The organism is Flavobacterium sp. W1B, assembly GCF_047344965.1.
In the GTDB taxonomy this organism is placed as follows: domain Bacteria; phylum Bacteroidota; class Bacteroidia; order Flavobacteriales; family Flavobacteriaceae; genus Flavobacterium.
This window is the reverse complement of the sequence record NZ_CP178845.1, coordinates 2,930,394-2,950,100: the sequence shown is the minus strand read 5'-3', so window position 1 is coordinate 2,950,100 and position 19,707 is coordinate 2,930,394. Positions and strand designations below refer to the sequence as shown.

Below are 19,707 nucleotides of genomic sequence, written 5' to 3'. Positions count from 1 at the left end.
AAAATTTATAATTAACAATTCACAATTTAATACTATGTACGTTCCATTTGAAAATTTGCCCGAAGAATCCAGAATCTGGATTTATCAATCGAATAGAAAGTTTTCGGATGCCGAATTTTCCGAAATCGAAACCGCTTTGCAATCCTTTCTTGAAGGTTGGGCAGCACACGGTACAAGTTTGGAATCTTCTTTCCAGTTAAAGTACAACCGATTCATCATAATTGCCGTAAATCAAGAAGTTCAAGCAGCTACGGGTTGTTCTATAGATTCTTCTGTAGAGTTCATACAAAGTCTGGAGCAAAAATATGGGGTTGATTTATTGGATAAAATGAATGTGACATTCAAATTAGGGGAACATATTGCCCATAAACCATTGCTAGATTTTAAAAAAATGGTGAAAGACAAAGCAGTTACTGAAAACACAATCGTTTTCAATAATTTGATCAATAACATCCAGGAATATAATGAATCTTGGGAAGTTCCGGCTATCGATAGCTGGCACAGTCGTTTTTTCTAAAAAAACTTTCTAATATATAAAAAGCATAGGAAATCATATTCTTATGCTTTTTTTTTTGAACTAAATAATTCGGTACTTTTCTTGAAAAATATAAGTTTCAAAAAAGCATTATAAATAAACAGAGAATCCTTAAATTCGTCTATCTAAAATAAGCACATGAAAATTGCAATAGTTTGTTATCCTACGTTTGGAGGAAGTGGCGTTGTCGCTACAGAATTAGGTCTTGAATTGGCCCGACTTGGGCACGAAATTCATTTTATTACCTATAGCCAACCCGTGCGATTGGCACTTTTAAGTCCAAATGTATATTATCATGAAGTAAACGTTCCTGAATACCCATTGTTTCATTATCAACCATATGAATTGGCTTTGTCCAGTAAATTGGTCGATATGGTGAAACTTTATAAAATTGAAATACTCCATGTACATTACGCCATTCCTCACGCTTATGCGGGTTATATGGCCAAGCAAATGCTGAAAGATGAAGGAATTGAGATTCCTATGGTAACAACGCTTCACGGAACCGATATCACTTTGGTAGGAAATCATCCTTTTTATAAACCGGCGGTGAGTTTCAGTATCAATAAATCGGATGTGGTGACTTCGGTTTCGCAAAGTTTGAAAGACGATACCTATAAATTGTTTAACATAAAAAGAGACATTCACGTAATCCCGAATTTTATTGAATTAGATAAAAATATTTTGGATCCTAATATACCATGTCGTAGATCCGTTATGGCTAAGGAAGATGAGAAAATCATCACCCATATCAGTAATTTTAGGGCTGTAAAACGAATTCCGGATGTCATTAAAATTTTCCATAAAATCCAACAACAAATCCCTGCCAAATTAATGATGGTTGGTGATGGACCTGAAAAAGAAAAAGCCGAAATTTTATGTCAGGAATTGGGTATTCTGGACAAAGTAATCTTTTTTGGAAACAGTAATGAGATTGATAAGATTTTAAGTTATACCGATTTGTTTTTGTTGCCTTCGGAAACTGAAAGTTTTGGGCTTGCAGCCTTAGAGGCAATGGCTTGGGGAGTTCCTGTAATTTCGAGCAATTCTGGTGGATTGCCGGAAGTGAATTTTGATGGAATTTCAGGATTTTTGAGCGATGTTGGAAATATTGACGAAATGGCCGAAAATGCTTTGAAAATTTTAAAAGAAGATGCTGTTCTTTCTAAGTTTAAAGAAAACGCTTTGACTGTTGCTAAGAAATTTGATATTAAAAATATTTTGCCTGAGTATGTAGATTTATATCAAAAGGCAATCAAAAAATATTCGAAAAAAGGAAAGTCTTTGAATAAACCAAAATAGACGGTTTTTGAATTCATCTAAAAACAACATATGAAAAAATTTACAGCAATAATAGTCGTTTTAGTTTTGGTTTCTTGCGGAGCGAGTAAAACAATAACTTCGAAGGAAAATGTTTTGTATGAAGTTTTGACACAACAATCTGACGGAGGAGCGAGTATTCATTTTTTTGAGATTCTTACGGAACCAAATGAAATCATGATGTTGCAAAACGATTCTCATTTAAAAAGCAAAATTAGTTCAGCGGACATTCAACAATCCAATTTTGTTATTTTGAATCTTGGCGAGAAAATGACATCAGGATATACTATTGGGGTTGAAAGCGTAGTAGAAACGGACAGAAATATTGTAATTACAGTAAAGGAAACTAGCCCAGATCCCGATGCGATGGTTGCTCAGAGCATTTCTTACCCGTTTTCTGTTGTTAAAATAAATTCGAAAAAAGAAATTATTATTAAATAAAAAAATCCAGCTCAGAATATAGAGCTGGATCTTTTTTGTTATGTCGTTCAATAATTAATCTGATATACTTATAGTATTTCAAGTTCAATCATGCAAGCTTTCATCATTTCATAGGTCCTTTTGATGTCATTATCTAAGCCTATTGAAAAACGAATTAAGCCATCTGTTAATCCCATTTCGGCTTGCTCTTCCAAAGGAATTTCACTTGATGTAGAAGTTCCGGGAGCGCTAAATAAGGTTTTGTAAAAACCCAAACTTACTGCAAGATAGCCTAGGTTTCGGGCTTGCATCAATTCCATTAAGGCATTGGCTTTCGCCAAAGTTCCTACGTCTAATGTCATCATTCCTCCAAAACCATATTCCGGATTTATCATTGAAGAGTATAACTCATGACTCGGGTGACTTTTCAAACCAGGGTAAACAGTTTTTAAACCATCTTTCTCAAAACGTTCAGCAAGATATGCGGCATTATGGCTATGTTGTTTTATTCTTAAGTGTAAGGTACGCAGGTTTTTCATGACACTGGCTGAACGCATGCTGTCCATGGTAGGACCAAGAAGCATGCTGGCACCGTTGTTCACATTTTTTAAGGAATTGATGAATTCTTGCGAAGCACAAGTAACGCCGCCTACAGTATCGCTGCTTCCGTTGATGTATTTGGTCAAACTGTGAATCACAACATCGGCTCCTAATTTAATTGGAGTTACTGATAAAGGAGAGAAAGTATTGTCAACTACTAATTTTAAGTTGTATTTTTTAGCAATTTTTGATAAACTGGCTATATCGGCTACTTCTAATAATGGATTGCTTACAGTTTCACAATATAAAACTTTGGTTTTAGCGGTAATAGCCGACTCAACAGCTTCTAGTTTTGTTATATCGACAAAGGTGGTTTTTATGCCTAATCTTGGAGCGAAATTTTTAAGAAATGCATAAGTTCCTCCGTAAATTGTTCGGCTGGAAACGATGTGATCCTCGGCTCCGCATAATTGCAGTAGAGTAGGGGTAATTGCTCCCATTCCTGAAGCGGAAACATTGGCAGTTTCTGTTCCTTCCATAGCAGCTAAGGCCTTGTCTAAATACAAATTACTTGGTGATGAATGTCGGGAATATAAATAGCAACCCTCCATATTACCCTCGAAGGTGTCAAACATGGTTTTTGCTGAAAGGAAAGTATAAGTAGAAGAATCTGAAATAGATGGATTGACACCACCAAATTCTCCAAAATACTGTAAGTCCTGAATGTTGTCTGCTGGATTGAATTTCATTTTGGTTTATTTTGATTAGTTATTTTATTTTTGAATTAAATTGATGTAATTTATTTTAATGTAAAGTACGTTTATGTGGTTTTTATTGTCAATAATTCCCCTTAAACTTGGTTTTTTAATCTTAAAATATCTGATAATGTAGATTTATTTTCTATTTTTATTTAAATTATATTCCTTTAACGAAAAAAAACACAAGATGACTTTAGATCCTATTGACAAAAAATTGCTCAAATTGCTGCAAACCGACAGTAAAAAGACCACTAAAGAGCTGTCTTTAAATCTTAATCTTTCGGTGACCGCAGTTTATGAGCGTATCAAAAAACTGGAAAGAGAAGGGATTATTGGCAAATATGTAGCATTATTAAATAAATCGAAGGTTGAGAAAGGCTTTGTTGTTTTTTGTCATCTGAAACTTATTCAGCATACTAAAGAGTTTCTCACCAAATTTGAAAGCGAAGTAGTCAAATTAAACGAAATTTTAGAATGCTATCATGTAAGCGGGGATTATGATTATATTCTGAAAATCGTGGTAAAAGATATGGAAGCTTACAGGGAGTTTTTAGTAACTAAACTCACGACCTTGCAACATATAGGTAGTACACACAGTACCTTTATGATTAGCGAAGTAAAAAGTACTACGGTGGTTGATGTGTGAAAAGGAAAGCTTTTAAAAAATCTTTATGGGCTTCTTAATAACTCGTGACAAAAAACCTCTTGTTTTAAACATTAAACAAAACTTAATTCCTTAATTTTGTATTTCAAAAAAAATAGTCACATAAAAAATATACTATGAGTTCATTTGACGTAGTCATTATTGGTTCTGGCCCTGGAGGATATGTATCAGCGATTCGTTGTGCACAACTAGGTTTCAAAACAGCAATTATAGAAAAATATTCAACTCTTGGAGGAACTTGCCTTAATGTAGGATGTATCCCATCTAAAGCATTATTGTCATCTTCTCATCATTATGCAGAAATTAAACATTTTGCAGATCATGGAATCGAGGTTTCAGGAGAAGTAAAAGTAAACTTGGAGAAAATGATTGCCCGTAAAAAAGCAGTTGTAGACCAAACTTCTGGTGGAATCAACTACTTGATGGATAAAAATAAAATAACTGTTTTTAATGGTTTGGGTTCTTTTGTAGATGCGACTCATGTGGCTATCGCAAAAGAAGACGGAACAACCGAAACAATTGAGGGTAAAAACATCATCATTGCAACAGGTTCTAAACCATCTTCTTTGCCATTTATCAAAATTGATAAAGAAAGAATTATTACTTCTACAGAAGCTTTAGCTTTAAAAGAAGTTCCAAAACACCTTGTTATCATCGGTGGAGGAGTTATCGGTATCGAGTTAGGACAAGTATACCTGCGTTTAGGCGCACAAGTATCTGTAGTGGAATTCATGGACCGAATTATTCCAGGAATGGACAGTTCATTGTCTAAAGAATTGACTAAAGTATTGAAGAAACAAGGAATGAAATTTTATGTTTCACATAAGGTACAGTCTGTTGAAAGAAATGGAGAAGCAGTTACAGTTCAGGCTGAAAATGCAAAAGGACAAACAATTACTCTAGAAGGAGATTACGCTTTGGTTTCTGTAGGTCGTCGTCCATATACGGATGGATTGAATGCAGATAAAGCGGGAGTTAAAATTTCTGACAGAGGACAAGTAGAAGTAAACGATCATTTACAAACTTCGGCTTCTAATATTTATGCTATTGGAGATGTGGTTCGTGGAGCAATGTTAGCGCACAAAGCGGAAGAAGAAGGAACTATGGTTGCTGAAATCTTAGCGGGACAAAAACCACATATTGATTACAACTTGATTCCTGGTGTTGTTTATACTTGGCCAGAAGTGGCTGCAGTAGGACAAACAGAAGAGCAGTTAAAAGCTTCTGGAGTTGAATTTAAATCAGGAAGTTTCCCTTTCAAAGCATTAGGTCGTGCTAGAGCTAGTGGTGATTTAGATGGATTTGTTAAAATTCTTGCCGATGCAAAAACAGATGAAGTTCTTGGAGTTCATATGATTGGAGCTAGAACTGCTGATTTGATCGCCGAAGCGGTGACTGCAATGGAATTTAAAGCATCTGCTGAAGACATTTCAAGAATGAGTCATGCACACCCAACATTTGCAGAAGCGATAAAAGAAGCGGCATTAGCAGCTACTGACAATAGAGCATTACACGTATAGTCAATAAGACATTCGTATTTATAACAAAGAAACCCGTTCAAATGAGCGGGTTTCTTTGTTGTATCAATATATTTTATACTATTTCGATGCTTGTGTGCTTATCAATTATCCGCAATGAAAAGGCCTCTATAGTTTTTCCAATGAGTGAAAATTAGAAAAATGTTACCTACAAAAACAAAAATAGCAATAGGTAAATTGTCCGGTGTCAAGAAATAATTAATTAATAAAATGTTTATAGTAACCGGAAAAATTACCAAATTGGCTAATGTCATATATTTACCGGTAACAAATGACAATCCGCATAATAATTCAACAGTTTTTGCTAATGGCATTAAGTAAGTTGATGCTACTAGACCGACTTGAAATGCTTTGAATTCTCCCTCGGAGGCTGGTTCAGGAGAAAGGTTAAAAAAATAGCTAATAGAAGTATAGAGAAATAAAAGTCCAAGTATGGTTCGAATAATGATTGCTGCGATTTTCATAATATTTAGGTTTAGCGGTTGAATGAGTAAAATCTACTATTGTGGAATATTGTATTTCTCTTTATAAAATACTTCCACTGTGGTTCGTCTTAATCAGTAAAATTATGCCTGCATATTTTAGTTTCAATCTTGTAGAGTGGTAAAAATCAATCCATAGGCTTTCCTGTAATTTGTTTTGACTTCTAGAGTTTTTTAGCGGTCAAATTCACGAAAACTTTAAAAGCCCTGATATGTGATTATTTAAGGTTTTTAAAATCAACATATTGATGTAAATTTACAAAATAAACAAACTGATTTTCTGATAATCGAATATTTCTGGAATTTTTTTATCGTAATTTTGAATTTTAAAAAACATATTTTTTGAGAACTTCAATTTATAAGTCTATTCCCGATTCAAAATTGTTTAAACAACAACTTTTATTTTGGTCACAACAATTCCGGGAAGTTGTTTTTTTGGATAGCAATGATTATCCGCAAGAGTATTCCAGTTACGATTGTATTCTGGCTGTAGATGCTTTTACAGCTATACAAACGGATTATTACAATGCCTTTGAGGACTTGAAACAATACCAACAAACGACTAAAGATTGGCTTTTTGGTTATTTATCCTATGATTTAAAAAATGATGTCGAAGAATTGAAATCCAATAATTTTGATGGATTGAATTTTCCGGATCTATTTTTCTTTCAACCCAAAAAAATATTTTTGTTAAAAGGAAATCAACTCGAAATTCAATATCTTTTGATGTGTGATGATGAATTGGAGGAAGATTTTGAAGAAATAAGAAATAGCACGAAGTTGAAAGTTAAAGCTGATAAAAGTTTGACAATCCAACAACGGATTTCTGAAGAAAGTTATCTTGAAAAAGTTTCAAAAATGCTTGCCCATATTCATCAGGGAGATATTTATGAAGCTAATTTTTGTATGGAATTTTTTATAGAAAATACAAATATTGATCCTTTCGAGAAGTTTTATAAGCTAAACGAAATTTCGGAGCCTCCGTTTGCTGTTTTTTTGAAAAATAATAAGCATTTTTTACTTTCAGCTACGCCGGAACGCTATTTGAAAAAAGATGGAGAAATACTTATTTCACAACCCATTAAAGGAACTTCTAAGCGTTTTTTGGATCCTGTTGAAGATAGAAAATCGAGCGATCAATTAGCATTAGACCCAAAAGAACGCGCCGAAAACATTATGATTACTGATTTGGTTCGCAATGATTTATCCCGAATAGCGCAAAAAGGATCAGTTGAAGTGGCTGAATTATGCGGTATTTATTCGTTTATGCAAGTACACCAAATGATTTCGACCATTACTGCAAAATTGGATCCCCAATGCAATGTCATTGATGCCATTAAAGCCACTTTTCCTATGGGAAGTATGACTGGAGCGCCAAAAATTTCGGCAATGAAAATTATAGAAGATTTAGAAGAAACAAAACGCGGCTTGTACAGCGGAACAGTAGGCTATTTTACGCCAAATGGTGATTTTGATTTCAATGTGGTTATTCGCAGTATTTTATACAATCAAGAAAAGAAGTACGTTTCTTTTTCTGTTGGAAGTGCCATTACTTCGCAATCCATACCCGAAAAGGAATATGAAGAGTGTTTGCTTAAGGCAAAAGCAATGCGAGAAGTTTTGCAATAATTAGTATTCGTTATTAGATTTTAATCTTTAATTTTTGAAAGATGTTAGCCAAACTTAAAAAACAGATCGCTCAAAATTTCCAGTTTCTTGAAAATAAAAAGCTCCTTTTAGCTACCAGCGGTGGCTTAGACAGTATGGTCATGACTGATTTATTTCAGAAATTAGATTTTGATTTTGCGCTTGCTCATTGCAATTTTCAGCTTCGCGGACTGGAGAGTTTCGGAGATCAGAATTTTGTTCAGGAATATGCAGCAACAAATGAAATTCCGCTTTTTGTTACCCAATTTGATACTGTGGCTTTTGCCAAAGATTATAAACTTTCCACTCAAGTAGCCGCACGCGATTTGCGTTACAATTGGTTTTACGAGCTTTTGGAAACGGAAAATTATGATTATATCCTCACAGCTCACCATGCAGATGACAACTTAGAAACTTTTTTGATCAATCTAAGCAGAGGAACTGGTTTGGAAGGATTGGTTGGAATTCCCGAACAAAATGACAAAATAATCCGCCCACTTTTGCTGTTTTCCCGTGAGGAAATTGCTAATTATGCTAAGGGAAACAATATTGAATGGAGAGAGGATAGTAGTAATGCGTCCGATAAATATTTGCGAAACAAAATTCGCCATGATTTGGTTCCATTGTTTAAGGAGTTAAATCCGCAATTTATTACTTCCTTTCAAAAAACACAGTCTTATTTGCAAGATGCGCAAGCCATGCTTGAAGACGCTTCGATTATTGTTTACCAGCAGGTGGCCAAGAAAGAGGGGGACGAAATCCATTTTGATTTAAATCAATTAAAAAGATTACCCAATTACAAATCGTATTTGTACCAATGGTTGCATGAATTTCGGTTTTCGGCTTGGGACGATGTTTACGATTTGGTTGAAAGCCAATCCGGAAAGCAAGTTTTTTCGGCGGATTTTCGATTGTTGAAAGACAGGGATTCTTTAATACTCAGTCCGATAAATTTTGAAGAGGAGAAACAAGAGTTTTTCATTGAGAAGGATAGGACAGAAGTTAATATTCCCTTAAAACTTTCGTTTTCTAAAGTGTCGGAGATTTCGATTCCTTTAAATACGGCTATATTTGTCGACGAAGATAAATTAGAATTTCCATTGGTTTTAAAAAAATGGAATGATGGAGATAGTTTTCAACCTTTTGGAATGGACGGAAAGTCTAAAAAAGTGAGTAAATTTTTTAAAGACGAAAAATTGTCATTAATACAAAAGGAAAACAGTTGGATCTTATGGTCTGGCACTAAAATTATTTGGATTGTGGGACTTCGACAAGACGAACGATTTAGAATAGTATATTCGACACAAAACATATTGAAAATACAATTAGAATAAAGAAGTCAAAGATTTTGAAATACCCAATAAATTAAATAATTACTCTATGAAGAATAAAGTTGTTTTTTTACTGCTTGCTTTTTTAGCTTTTGCTAATGTAAATTCGCAGATACTTGATCCCGCAAAATGGACCAGTAAAATTGAAAAAAAATCAGATAACACCTATATATTAGTTTTTGATGCTGTTATTGAAAAAGACTGGCATCTGTATTCGCAGTTTACTAAAGATGGAGGTCCGCTGCCCTTAGAAGTTACTTTTAAGAATCAAAAAGACAACTTTACTCTTATTGGCAAAGCCAAAGAGAGTAAAACCAGAACGGCTTATAACGATATCTTTGAAGTAGATGAAACTTTCTTTGAAGGAAAAGCTCAAATTCGACAAGAAGTTAAGGTAACCAACCCGAAGCTGACAAAAATTGATGTGGAATTTAATTATCAAGTTTGTAAAGAGGTTTGTATCAATGTAGAAAAGAAATTTTCTTTTGCGTTACCATCTTTTACCGCTGAGGCTGGAACTTCAAATGCGGAGGTTGCAGTAGTTCCTGAGGCGGCTGATACAACAAAAGTAGATTCTTTAGCGCCTAGCTTGGGAGCAAGCGAATATGTTGAAGCGGTTGCCCCAACAAAACCAGTTGTCGAAGAAACAAAATCAGATTCTCAAAGAGGACTTTGGTCTATATTTTTCATAGCATTCTTATCTGGATTTGCCGCTTTATTGACTCCTTGTGTTTTTCCGATGATTCCAATGACGGTTAGTTTCTTTACAAAACAAAGTAAAACAAAAGCGCAGGGTGTTAGAAATGCAATTATTTATGGTATTTCAATTATTGTTATTTATGTGATTTTAGGGTTTTTGGTAACTTGGATTTTTGGTGCAGATGCTCTGAATGCCTTGTCGACGAATGTTTGGTTTAATATTATTTTCTTTGTTTTATTAGTGGTTTTTGCCGCATCATTTTTAGGAGCATTCGAAATTATGTTACCTAATTCATGGGCAAATAAAGTGGATAGCCAAGCGGATAGAGGCGGAATTATTGGCATTTTGTTTATGGCTTTAGCCTTGGCAATTGTATCCTTTTCTTGTACCGGACCTATTGTAGGGACGCTTTTAGTTGAAGCTGCTTCCAAAGGTGGTATTGCTCCAATAATCGGAATGCTTGGTTTCTCATTGGCATTAGCCTTGCCTTTTATGCTTTTTGCAATGTTCCCGGGATGGTTGAATTCTTTGCCTAAATCTGGTGGTTGGTTGAATACGGTGAAAGTGGTTTTAGGATTTCTGGAATTGGCTTTGGCTTTCAAATTTTTATCGAATGCAGATCTGGTATTGCAATTGCATTTATTAGAAAGAGAAGTTTTCTTGGCTATTTGGATTGCAATTTTTGGAACATTGGCCTTTTACTTATTCGGAAAAATTAGCTTGCCGCACGACAGTCCAATTACTCATATTTCGGTAGGAAGATTAATAATGGGATTATTGGTTTTAACCTTTACGATATATTTAATTCCGGGACTTTGGGGAGCTCCATTAAAAATAGTAAGTGCTTTTCCTCCTCCGATGGAATACAGTGAAAGTCCTTTTGGAGTAGGTAGTTCTAGAGGAAATACTTCAGCTGCTACTATTTTGCCTGATGGCGCTAAAAGTGGCCCTCATGGAATTATTGTTTTTGACGATTATGAAAAAGGATTGGCTTATGCCAAAACGGTGAATAAACCTATTATGCTCGATTTTACTGGCTTTGCTTGTGTAAATTGTAGAAAAATGGAAAATAATGTTTGGTCCGATTCAAAAATATTGCCTATCCTGAACAATGAGGTAGTTCTTATCTCCTTATATGTGGATGATAAAAGAGAATTGCCAAAAAGCGAGCAGTTTGTTTCTAAAACAACAGGTTCAGAAATTGAAACAGTAGGAGATAAGTGGACTGATTTTATGATAACAAAATATAAGACCAACACACAGCCCTTATATGTTATAACGGATTTAGAAGGGAATAATCTAAATGCTAAAAAACCAACAATAAGTTACGTAGGAATAAATGAATATGAAATTTGGTTGAAAGAAGGAATTTCAAATTTTAAAAAATAAGCATAAAAAACCCGTCTAAAAAAGTAATTTTTAGACGGGTTTTTCTTTACATACAACTTATAAATATTCTCCGTGTTGGGAGATATCTAAACCAAGTTCTTCTTTTTCTTCGGATACTCGTAGCGGTGTAATCTTATTTACAATATAGAAAAGAAAATAGGAGGCTGTAAAAGAAAAGATGGATACAATAATTAGAGCGATTAGCTGATTAAAGAATAATGTTGTTTCTCCAAAAAGAAGCCCTTGATCTACAACTGCCGGATTTACCGCTTTAGAAGCAAAAACACCAGTTAGTAGCATTCCTGTCATACCGCCAACTCCATGACAAGCAAATACATCTAAGGCATCGTCAATTTTACTTTTGTGGAATTTACTGACCATAAGGTTACTTACAATACTGCTAAATACACCTATGAAAATGGCATGAGGGATGCTTACAAATCCAGCTGCAGGAGTTATGGCAACTAAACCGACTACAGTCCCTATACAGGCTCCCATGGCCGAAAGTTTTTGTCCAAGGATTTTGTCAAAGAATACCCAGGCCATACCAGCTGCCGCCGCCGCCGCAGTTGTTGTTCCGAGTGCTTGAACAGCCAGCCCGTTTGCACCTAAAGCGGAACCGGCATTAAAGCCAAACCATCCAAACCACAACAAAGCTGTTCCTAATAGCACATAAGTTATGCGTGCAGGGTTTGCTTTTTCTGTTTTTCTTTTTCCTAAAAAGATAGCTCCTGCCAATGCAGCCCAACCTGCACTCATATGCACTACAGTTCCTCCTGCAAAATCCAATATTCCCATTTTGAAGAAAAGTCCTTCTGGATGCCAAGTCATATGGCATAAAGGAGTATAAATGAATAAAATGAATAAGACCATGAATAATAAATAAGCCCAAAAACGAATTCTTTCGGCAAAAGCACCTGTAATTAATGCGGGTGTGATGATGGCGAATTTTGCTTGAAATAAGGCAAATAACATAAAAGGAATAGTAGGAGCTAAGCTCCATGCCGAAGTCGTATTAACATTTTGGAAAAATAAATAGGTTGTGGGGTTTCCTATAATTCCGCCTATTGATGGACCAAATGATAATCCAAAAGCAATAATAACCCAAAGAACGCTTACTATTATCATAGCCATAAAGCTTTGAAGCATTGTACTTATGACATTTTTTTTTCCTACCATACCGCCATAGAAGAAACCCAATCCAGGAGTCATCAGTAAGACAAGCGCAGTTGCTACAATCATCCACGCGGTGTCGCCAGTGTCAAATGCAGCTGTTTGGTTCGCCATTGGATTTTCGGAAAATAAGAAACTTGAAAATAGGGTTAAGAGGAGAATTGTGGTTAGTATCACAATTAAAATAACTTTTCGCATTGTTTTGGATTTAAATTTCAATAAAAGTATAAAATAATTTAAATCCCTGTGTAAAATAGGTAGGTGTTGCTTTATTTTTGTTTAATTTTCAATTTGACCCCTGTTAAATTATGGGTATATGGTTATTTTTAGTTGTATTTTTTCAATTTGTTAATACCAATTTTGGAAATTAAGATATTTAAAATCGAACATATGCGCATTTTGATTGTTTCAATAAATAAAAAACAATCTTGTTTTAAGCAAAAAAAAACCAACCACATGAATTGCGATTGGCATTTTTTTAGTAATAATCTAAAGCAATTATTTTGCTATTATGGTCATTTTTGAAGACCTATTTTTGATTGTACTTTTCTTTGTAGGTCTTGTTAAGTAAGCTTTGGTGTGTTTCTAAATTGATCAATCGTCCTTGGATAAATGCTTTAGAGATTTTATTGGTTCTCATGTCTAAGGCATCTCCATCTGAGATGAATAAAGTAGCATCTTTTCCTTCTTCCAATGTGCCACACAAATTGTCAATTCCTAATAATTTAGCGGTATTAGATGTAATCAGTTGTAAGGCTTGCTCTTTGTCTAAGCCATAAGCAGCACAAGTTCCAGCTAAAAAAGGTAGGTTTCTGGTGTTCATACGCTCCATGTCTCCACTGTTTTCTAGTCCTACAACAATTCCTTTATCAGTTAGAATTTTTGCCATTTTATAAGGTAAGTTTACATCCTGATCATCATTTTCAGGCATGCTATGTACTCTTTTTAGTAAAACACCGATGTTGTTCTTTTTAAGGATATCGGCAGCTTTATAGGCTTCATAACCGCCCACGATAACTATTTTTTTGATTCCATTCTCTAAGGCTAAATTAACAGCATCGATAATTTGTAATTCTTTATCGGCATGGATGAATAAAGTTTGAGTTCCGTCAAATAATCCTTTTACGGATTCAAAGATTAAATTTCTCTCCTTAGCTGTATCTGCCAAATAGGATTTAGCATTGCTTAAAAAGCTAGTTATTTCTCCTACTTGTTTAGAATAATCTTTATTAAGTGTTGATGCCGCTGGTTCAGCCCACCATCCGTTTTGTCTAAAGGAAGACGGAAAGTTTAAATGAATCCCATCATTTTCTTTCATTAAACCATCTTGCCAATTCCAAGAATCCAATTGCACGATGGAAGAACTTCCTGAAATTCTCCCGCCACGAGGTGTAATTTGCGCAATCAGTATTCCGTTAGGACGCACCGTTTCAATTACTTTAGACTCGGCATTATAAGCAATTATGCTTCGCACATTTGGATTAAAAGTACCTATTTCGCTTTCATCGTCTGATGATTTTACGGCATCTATTTCAACTAATCCTAGAGTTGAGTTTGGGGCAATAAATCCCGGATAAATTTCTTTTCCTGTGGCATCTATAGTTTCGTCATAAGCATCTTTTGCTAATCGGATTTTAGTTGCATCGGCAATTAGGGTTAATTTTCCGTCTTTGAATCCGATGGCGCTATTTTGAATAATTTGTCCATTTCCTAAATGCGCAATACCATTTAATAACAGGATTGATTTCGTTTGTTTCTTTGCTGGTGCATGTTGCGCCGCCATTGATAAACTGAATAGGAACGGTAATATATATCTTTTTTTAAGTATCATTTTATATTTTTTTTCAATTAATGAATCTCTTTTTTAGTCTTCCATAGTATCACAATGGTATTCTACTTTAATTCGCTTTTTAGGTTCTTGAGTATTCATTCCTTTGTTTTTTTCCTCGAGCATCTGACCTATTATCTCGTTCCTTTCTTTATCAATGGCAACTCTTTTGCTTTCATCTTTCTTTGCGTCATAATATACAGCGCCTTCAATTACTGTTTTTTCAGCTTGAGCATAAATGGATAAAGGATTAGTACTCCATAATACGATATCAGCATCTTTGCCTACTTTTATACTTCCCACTTTGTTGTCTATGTGTAATAGTTTAGCAGGATTTAAAGTCACAAATTTCCAGGCTTCTTCTTCAGAAACGTTGCCATATTTCACTGCTTTTGCCGCTTCTTGATTTAACCTACGAGACATTTCGGCATCATCAGAGTTGTAAGCTACTACCACACCAGCATTATGCATTATTGGTCCATTGTAAGGGATTGCATCATTTACTTCAAATTTATAAGCCCACCAATCAGAGAAAGTCGAGGCACCCACACCGTGTTCTTTCATTTTGTCGGCTACTTTGTATCCTTCAAGAATATGTGTAAAGGTATTTACCCTGAAATTAAATTTATCGGCTACTTGCATAAGCATCAAAATTTCAGATTGAACATAAGAGTGACAACTAATAAAACGTTCTTTATTTATTATTTCTGCTAGTGTTTCTAATTCGATATCTTTTCTTGGTGCTTTGCCTTTGCTTTTCTTTGAAGCGGTATTGTATTTTTTCCAAGCCGCATCGTATTCTTTGGCACGTTGAAAATAATCAGTAAAAACTTGTTCTACTCCCATTCTTGTTTGTGGGAAACGTGTTGGATTACTTATTCCCCAATTGGCTTGTTTTACATTTTCTCCCAAAGCAAATTTGATAAATTTAGGTTGGTCTTTGTATAACATCTCATCTGGAGCTGATCCCCATTTCCATTTTACAATTGCAGATCTACCACCGATAGGGTTTGCAGATCCGTGCAGTAATTGCGAAGTGGTTACACCACCGGCTAATTCTCTGTAAATATTAACATCATCCGAATTTACCACATCTTCTATAGTCACTTCGGCGCTGGAATTATGTCCGCCTTCATTTACTCCATTTGAAATAGCAATGTGCGAATGTTCATCAATGATTCCGCTTGTTAGGTGTTTTCCTTTGGCATCAATTACTGTCGCCGCTGCATCAGAAAGACCATTTCCTATAGCGGCAATTTTACCATTTTTTACCAAAACATCCGTTTCTTTTAAAATTCCTTCTTTTTCATTGGTCCAAACCGTGGCATTTTTAAACAATAAGGTTTCTTGTTTTGGTTTTTCGGTATTTCCAAAAGCAATGTTCGGATAACTAACAGGAATTATTGTGTTCGTTTTAGCATCATCTTTAGCCTTTTCTTTTTCTTTTTCGAAAGGAGCTGTTTTTATCGCTGACCAATTCGACTCTTTACCGTCAAATAAAATAGCTTTTCCAGCAAGGTTTGGAGTGTTTTCAATGTATCCCGTTAGTCTGTTGAAATTAGTTTTTACAGAATCTTTTGATTTTACAATTAATGAAACCCAATTGTTTGAAATACTAAGTTTTGAGTTTACTTTAGTTGAATCCAGCGATTTTATTTCAGATTCGGGAGCCGCAATTTCGCCTTTTATGATTAATTTAAAAGGAGTATTGTCAACAGTTAAATCATAACTTCCACGAATGTCTTTTGCTGCAATGTCTTTGATAACATATTTGCTGCCTTCAACCCAGTTTTCATAGATTGTTGTTTTCTTGTCAAAAATTTCACCAGATGTAATTAAAAAGTTGGCAATACTACCGTCTTTCAAAGTTCCTATTTCGTTGCTTTTTCCTAGTAAAGCCGCAGGAACAGTTGTTAAAGCCTCTAAAGCTTTGGTTTTGTCAAAACCATATTGAATTGCTTTCAAAAGGTTAGTCCTGAAATCTTCTGTTTTTTTAAGGTTATCTGTGGTTAGAGCAAATACAACTCCATTGTCTGATAATACTTTTAAGTTGGTTGGAGCCTGATTCCATAAGCGCAAATCAGAAAAATCCAATTGGCTAGCCAAGTAAGGATTGCTCACATCAAATGCTTCCGGGAAATTGATTGGAATGATATAAGGAGCATTCGTTTTCTTTATTTCTTCGATTCTTTCAAACTCATTTCCGGCTCCTTTGTAGACGTATTTTAATCCAAATTCCTGGGCTAGTTTAGCAGCTCTAAGGCTGTTCAGTTTATCTTCAGTGGCAAAAATTTGAACTAATTTCTGATTGTTTACCAACGCTTCCAATGATAGATCTTTGGTAGTTGAATTTCCATTTTTATACCAGTCTAAATCAAGATACATCTGGCGTAACAAGGCTATCATTCCCATTAAAGAACTTGGATAAGCTTGATTTGTAGTTGCGCTTTTTGTAAAACTGAAATGGTTTGTTATTTTATTAGCTAAAAGTCTTTTGCTATTTTCGTCATTATTCAATGCAATTAATATCCCACTTCCTTGTGCAATTCCGTCAGTAACATGGGTTCCTACCACACCAAAACCGGCTTTTAATAAGTCTTCGGCTTTTGTCTTATCGTATTTAAAATTCTGGAATGCATCTGTTTCAGGTTTGATATGCTCGTTCCAGTAGTATCCTTCTTTTTTGGTATCGTATAAAGGGTTTTGACGACCGCTTTCGCCTCTTTTGGGTTTTTCGATACCAAAACTAGTATACATATCTATAAAAGAAGGGTAAATTGATTTGCCCTCAAGATTTACTACGATTGTATTTTTGGGAAGTGTTACTGTTTTTCCTGCACTTATCACTTTCCCGTTTTGAATCAATAAAGTTCCTTTTTCGATTACTTGGGTTGGAGTGACAAAAATTTTGGCATTTGTGAATGCGGTATAATTACTATTCTTATTTTGGATACCTTCATTGTTTGGGAAGTATTCCTGAGCATCAATTTTTGATATAAAAATTAATAAAAAAAGGAGGGGAAAAATTCTTTTCATAGGGTTAAGGTTAATTTTTTTTAAAAGTAGAAAATCAATTTCGGAAAACGTATAAATATAGAAAAAAACTCACTTTTTAGTTTTCTTTCAGTATTGAAAAATAGAACTAATCGCGTATCGAGTCAATTTTTAGGATGCCAAATCATTCGCCAGGATGGTAACTGCGTTCGGCATTTTTTTCGACATCTTCTTTATAAAAGTAAACGTCTTTAAATTTCCCTTTTTGATACATTTCTGATTGGTCATCAAAATGTTTTGACTTTGGGTTACCGCTGTTACCTCCAGCAAGCAGTGATTTAGCTATTATTTTGGGACCAAATTCGACCGCACAAACAAAACTATTTCCGTTATAGCCATATCTTCTTTGAGTGCCTTCTTGGTAATTACTTTTAAAAGCGGGTAGGGAGCCCCAAAGTGCAGGTCCAAATCCAATGGGCAAGCTTTTCAATTTGTCGTCGTATTTGAGATCAATGGCACCGGATAATCTTTGGAAGCGATTGATTTCTCCCCAAGGAATTTGCCAGCTGCCAAATTTCGTTTTTAATTCATTTACCACCATTTGTAATTGTGGTAATAATTGATCGGCATTAGCATTTAGCGCGAAATTTTTTGTGTTTTCAATTTGATCTTTTTCTCCTTGATCGATGTAAAGTTTTTGCAAAACAGAATTCAATTTCATACCCCATTCTATCGCTAAAGTAGTGGCAATTGATGTTTCGGTAGAATAATAATCCCAGTTTTTAAGGATATTTATGGGTTCAGCTAAATCCTTGTATTGCGAATTTCCTGTTTTTATTTGTTTTTCGAAATTAGAAACCAAAGAGGGAATTAATATTTCAAAAGCAGTTAGTTTTGTGTTATAACCATCGGTTATAATTTTATCCAAAGTATAATTTTCTCCCTCGCTTAAAAGACGAATAGCATTCATAGCCCTGAAGTTTTCGCCGTCTGGAGCCATATAGGGTGGGTAATTTTCCTTTTTTGGACTTTGATCTCCTGCTACTGAGTAAGGAGTCGAATTGCAGTTTTGTAGCCACCCATTTACAGGATTGTATGAATGAACGGTTTCAGAAACTTCATGTAAACCTTTCCACTCAGTTGCAGAAGTTGTTCCGTCGACCACTTTTGACCAGTTTATGTTTTTATTCCTAACAGGTATAAAATTTCCATGCCAATAAGCAATATTCCCTTTTGAATCGGCATAAACCGTATTGTTTGAGGTATTGGCTTTTAGATCCATTGCCTGTTTATAATCCTCGAAATTTTTCGATTTGGTTCTTATCCAACTTTGTTCTAAGCTTTTCATCGAGCGATTGTAGGATTTTAAACTAATCCATTTTCCCTCTCTTTGTGCCATTATCGGACCATGATTGGTTGCATAGGTATTGAATTCTTTGCTTTCCATTTTACCATTTTCTAAATATTTTATGGTAATGGATTTTTCTTTAATTGGTACTAATTGATTGTCATATTCGTAAAATTTCTTGTTGTTTTTTGTCACGATTTTTTCGGCATACATATCAGCGACATCTACATTTGAAGAGGTGTGCATCCAACCACAATTTTCGTTGAATCCTTGGTAAATAAAAAATTGCCCCCAAGTAACGGCTCCATAAGTATTTAATCCTTCTTCACTGCTGATTTGCACTTCGGGTCTGAAATAAAAACTAGTGTGGGGATTGATGTATAAAATGGAATTTCCGGAGGCCGTTTTTGAAGGAGCCAGAGCAAATCCGTTTGAACCCGTTTGAACATCTCTTTTTCTTTCTATATAAGATACTTTATCGGAATTAGCAGAATAAAAGGCTTTCAATTCTCCGGTAGTAAGGTCTCCCGTACTAATTGCGCCGATGCTACCGTCTGTCCAAAGCAACGGATACCAAGGTTCAAAATGTTTTAATAAAGTAGGTTTTACCGCTGGATTTTTGTATAAATAATAGTTGATTCCGTCAGCATAAGCATTCAATAATTTTTTTAACCATGGTTTTGCTTTTTCATAATCGTTTTGGGCTTCTTTTTCATCTATTAGTAGTCTTATTTCTAAATCATTGTATAAGACGGATTGCCCTTTTATTTCAGATAATCGGCCCAGTTTTTCGATATAATTCATTTCTATGCGAGCAAAATCATCTTCGCATTGGGCATACAATAAACCAAAAACAGCATCGGCATCTGTTTTTCCATAAATATGTGGAATTCCCCAATTATCTCTAATAATTGTTACCTGCTTAGCTGCTTTTTCAAGTTTTTTGATCTCTTTTTCATTGGGCTTTTGAGCAAATAGCTGGGAGCTTGCAAAGAGAAAAACGAAGCTTAACTTTAGATAGGTTTTATACTTATGCATTG

General features: G+C 34.8%; 14 protein-coding genes. 8 read left to right on the top strand and 6 right to left on the bottom strand.

The window, feature by feature from the left end; genetic code table 11:
- The first annotated feature begins 34 nt into the window (after nucleotides 1-34).
- From ACMDB5_RS12790 to ACMDB5_RS12780, 3 genes are all read left to right on the top strand, one after another.
- Nucleotides 35-517 (top strand): ABC transporter ATPase, encoded by a 483-nt coding sequence (locus tag ACMDB5_RS12790; RefSeq protein ID WP_413998649.1) that lies wholly within the window; start codon nucleotides 35-37, stop codon nucleotides 515-517.
- A 156-nt stretch (nucleotides 518-673) separates the two neighbouring features.
- Complete coding sequence (gene bshA / locus ACMDB5_RS12785; RefSeq protein WP_413998648.1) at nucleotides 674-1,837, top strand: N-acetyl-alpha-D-glucosaminyl L-malate synthase BshA; 1,164 nt, start codon at nucleotides 674-676, stop codon at nucleotides 1,835-1,837.
- Between the two features lie 30 nt (nucleotides 1,838-1,867).
- Nucleotides 1,868-2,296 (top strand): protease complex subunit PrcB family protein, encoded by a 429-nt coding sequence (locus ACMDB5_RS12780; protein ID WP_413998647.1) that lies wholly within the window; start codon nucleotides 1,868-1,870, stop codon nucleotides 2,294-2,296.
- Between the two features lie 68 nt (nucleotides 2,297-2,364).
- On the opposite strand, the gene ACMDB5_RS12775 is transcribed toward ACMDB5_RS12780, so the two are convergent.
- Nucleotides 2,365-3,564, bottom strand: a complete 1,200-nt coding sequence (locus tag ACMDB5_RS12775) for an aminotransferase class I/II-fold pyridoxal phosphate-dependent enzyme (RefSeq protein ID WP_413998646.1) — start codon at nucleotides 3,562-3,564, stop codon at nucleotides 2,365-2,367.
- 196 nt (nucleotides 3,565-3,760) lie between these two features.
- Here ACMDB5_RS12775 and ACMDB5_RS12770 point away from each other — a divergent pair, with 196 nt between their 5' ends.
- A complete protein-coding gene (locus ACMDB5_RS12770) occupies nucleotides 3,761-4,219 on the top strand; it encodes an Lrp/AsnC family transcriptional regulator (RefSeq protein WP_413998645.1) in 459 nt (152 codons plus the stop codon).
- Between the two features lie 134 nt (nucleotides 4,220-4,353).
- Nucleotides 4,354-5,757, top strand: a complete 1,404-nt coding sequence (lpdA, locus tag ACMDB5_RS12765; protein WP_413998644.1) for a dihydrolipoyl dehydrogenase — start codon at nucleotides 4,354-4,356, stop codon at nucleotides 5,755-5,757.
- Between the two features lie 101 nt (nucleotides 5,758-5,858).
- On the opposite strand, the gene ACMDB5_RS12760 is transcribed toward lpdA, so the two are convergent.
- Entirely contained in the window at nucleotides 5,859-6,239 is a 381-nt protein-coding gene (locus ACMDB5_RS12760; RefSeq protein ID WP_413998643.1) for a DoxX family membrane protein, read from the bottom strand.
- A 360-nt stretch (nucleotides 6,240-6,599) separates the two neighbouring features.
- On the opposite strand from ACMDB5_RS12760, the gene pabB reads away from it, so the two are divergent.
- Genes pabB through ACMDB5_RS12745 form a run of 3 tightly spaced genes read left to right on the top strand, consistent with a single transcriptional unit; the run spans nucleotide 6,600 to nucleotide 11,324 of the window.
- On the top strand, nucleotides 6,600-7,886 hold the full coding sequence (gene pabB, locus ACMDB5_RS12755; RefSeq protein ID WP_413998642.1) for an aminodeoxychorismate synthase component I: 1,287 nt from the start codon (nucleotides 6,600-6,602) through the stop codon (nucleotides 7,884-7,886).
- Nucleotides 7,887-7,927: 41 nt separating this feature from the next.
- Nucleotides 7,928-9,238: a tRNA lysidine(34) synthetase TilS gene (gene tilS, locus ACMDB5_RS12750; protein WP_413998641.1), complete on the top strand. Its 1,311-nt coding sequence runs from the start codon at nucleotides 7,928-7,930 to the stop codon at nucleotides 9,236-9,238.
- Between the two features lie 46 nt (nucleotides 9,239-9,284).
- Nucleotides 9,285-11,324, top strand: a complete 2,040-nt coding sequence (locus ACMDB5_RS12745) for a cytochrome c biogenesis protein CcdA (RefSeq protein WP_413998640.1) — start codon at nucleotides 9,285-9,287, stop codon at nucleotides 11,322-11,324.
- A 57-nt stretch (nucleotides 11,325-11,381) separates the two neighbouring features.
- Here the strand turns inward: ACMDB5_RS12745 and ACMDB5_RS12740 are convergent, their stop codons facing one another.
- From ACMDB5_RS12740 to ACMDB5_RS12725, 4 genes are all read right to left on the bottom strand, one after another.
- Complete coding sequence (locus tag ACMDB5_RS12740; protein ID WP_413998639.1) at nucleotides 11,382-12,695, bottom strand: ammonium transporter; 1,314 nt, start codon at nucleotides 12,693-12,695, stop codon at nucleotides 11,382-11,384.
- Between the two features lie 331 nt (nucleotides 12,696-13,026).
- Nucleotides 13,027-14,328: an amidohydrolase family protein gene (locus tag ACMDB5_RS12735; protein ID WP_413998638.1), complete on the bottom strand. Its 1,302-nt coding sequence runs from the start codon at nucleotides 14,326-14,328 to the stop codon at nucleotides 13,027-13,029.
- Between the two features lie 33 nt (nucleotides 14,329-14,361).
- The gene (locus ACMDB5_RS12730; protein ID WP_413998637.1) at nucleotides 14,362-17,361 is read right to left on the bottom strand and encodes an amidohydrolase family protein; all 3,000 of its coding nucleotides are present in this window, start codon (nucleotides 17,359-17,361) and stop codon (nucleotides 14,362-14,364) included.
- Nucleotides 17,362-17,503: 142 nt separating this feature from the next.
- On the bottom strand, nucleotides 17,504-19,705 hold the full coding sequence (locus tag ACMDB5_RS12725) for a penicillin acylase family protein (RefSeq protein ID WP_413998636.1): 2,202 nt from the start codon (nucleotides 19,703-19,705) through the stop codon (nucleotides 17,504-17,506).
- Nucleotides 19,706-19,707 lie beyond the last annotated feature (2 nt).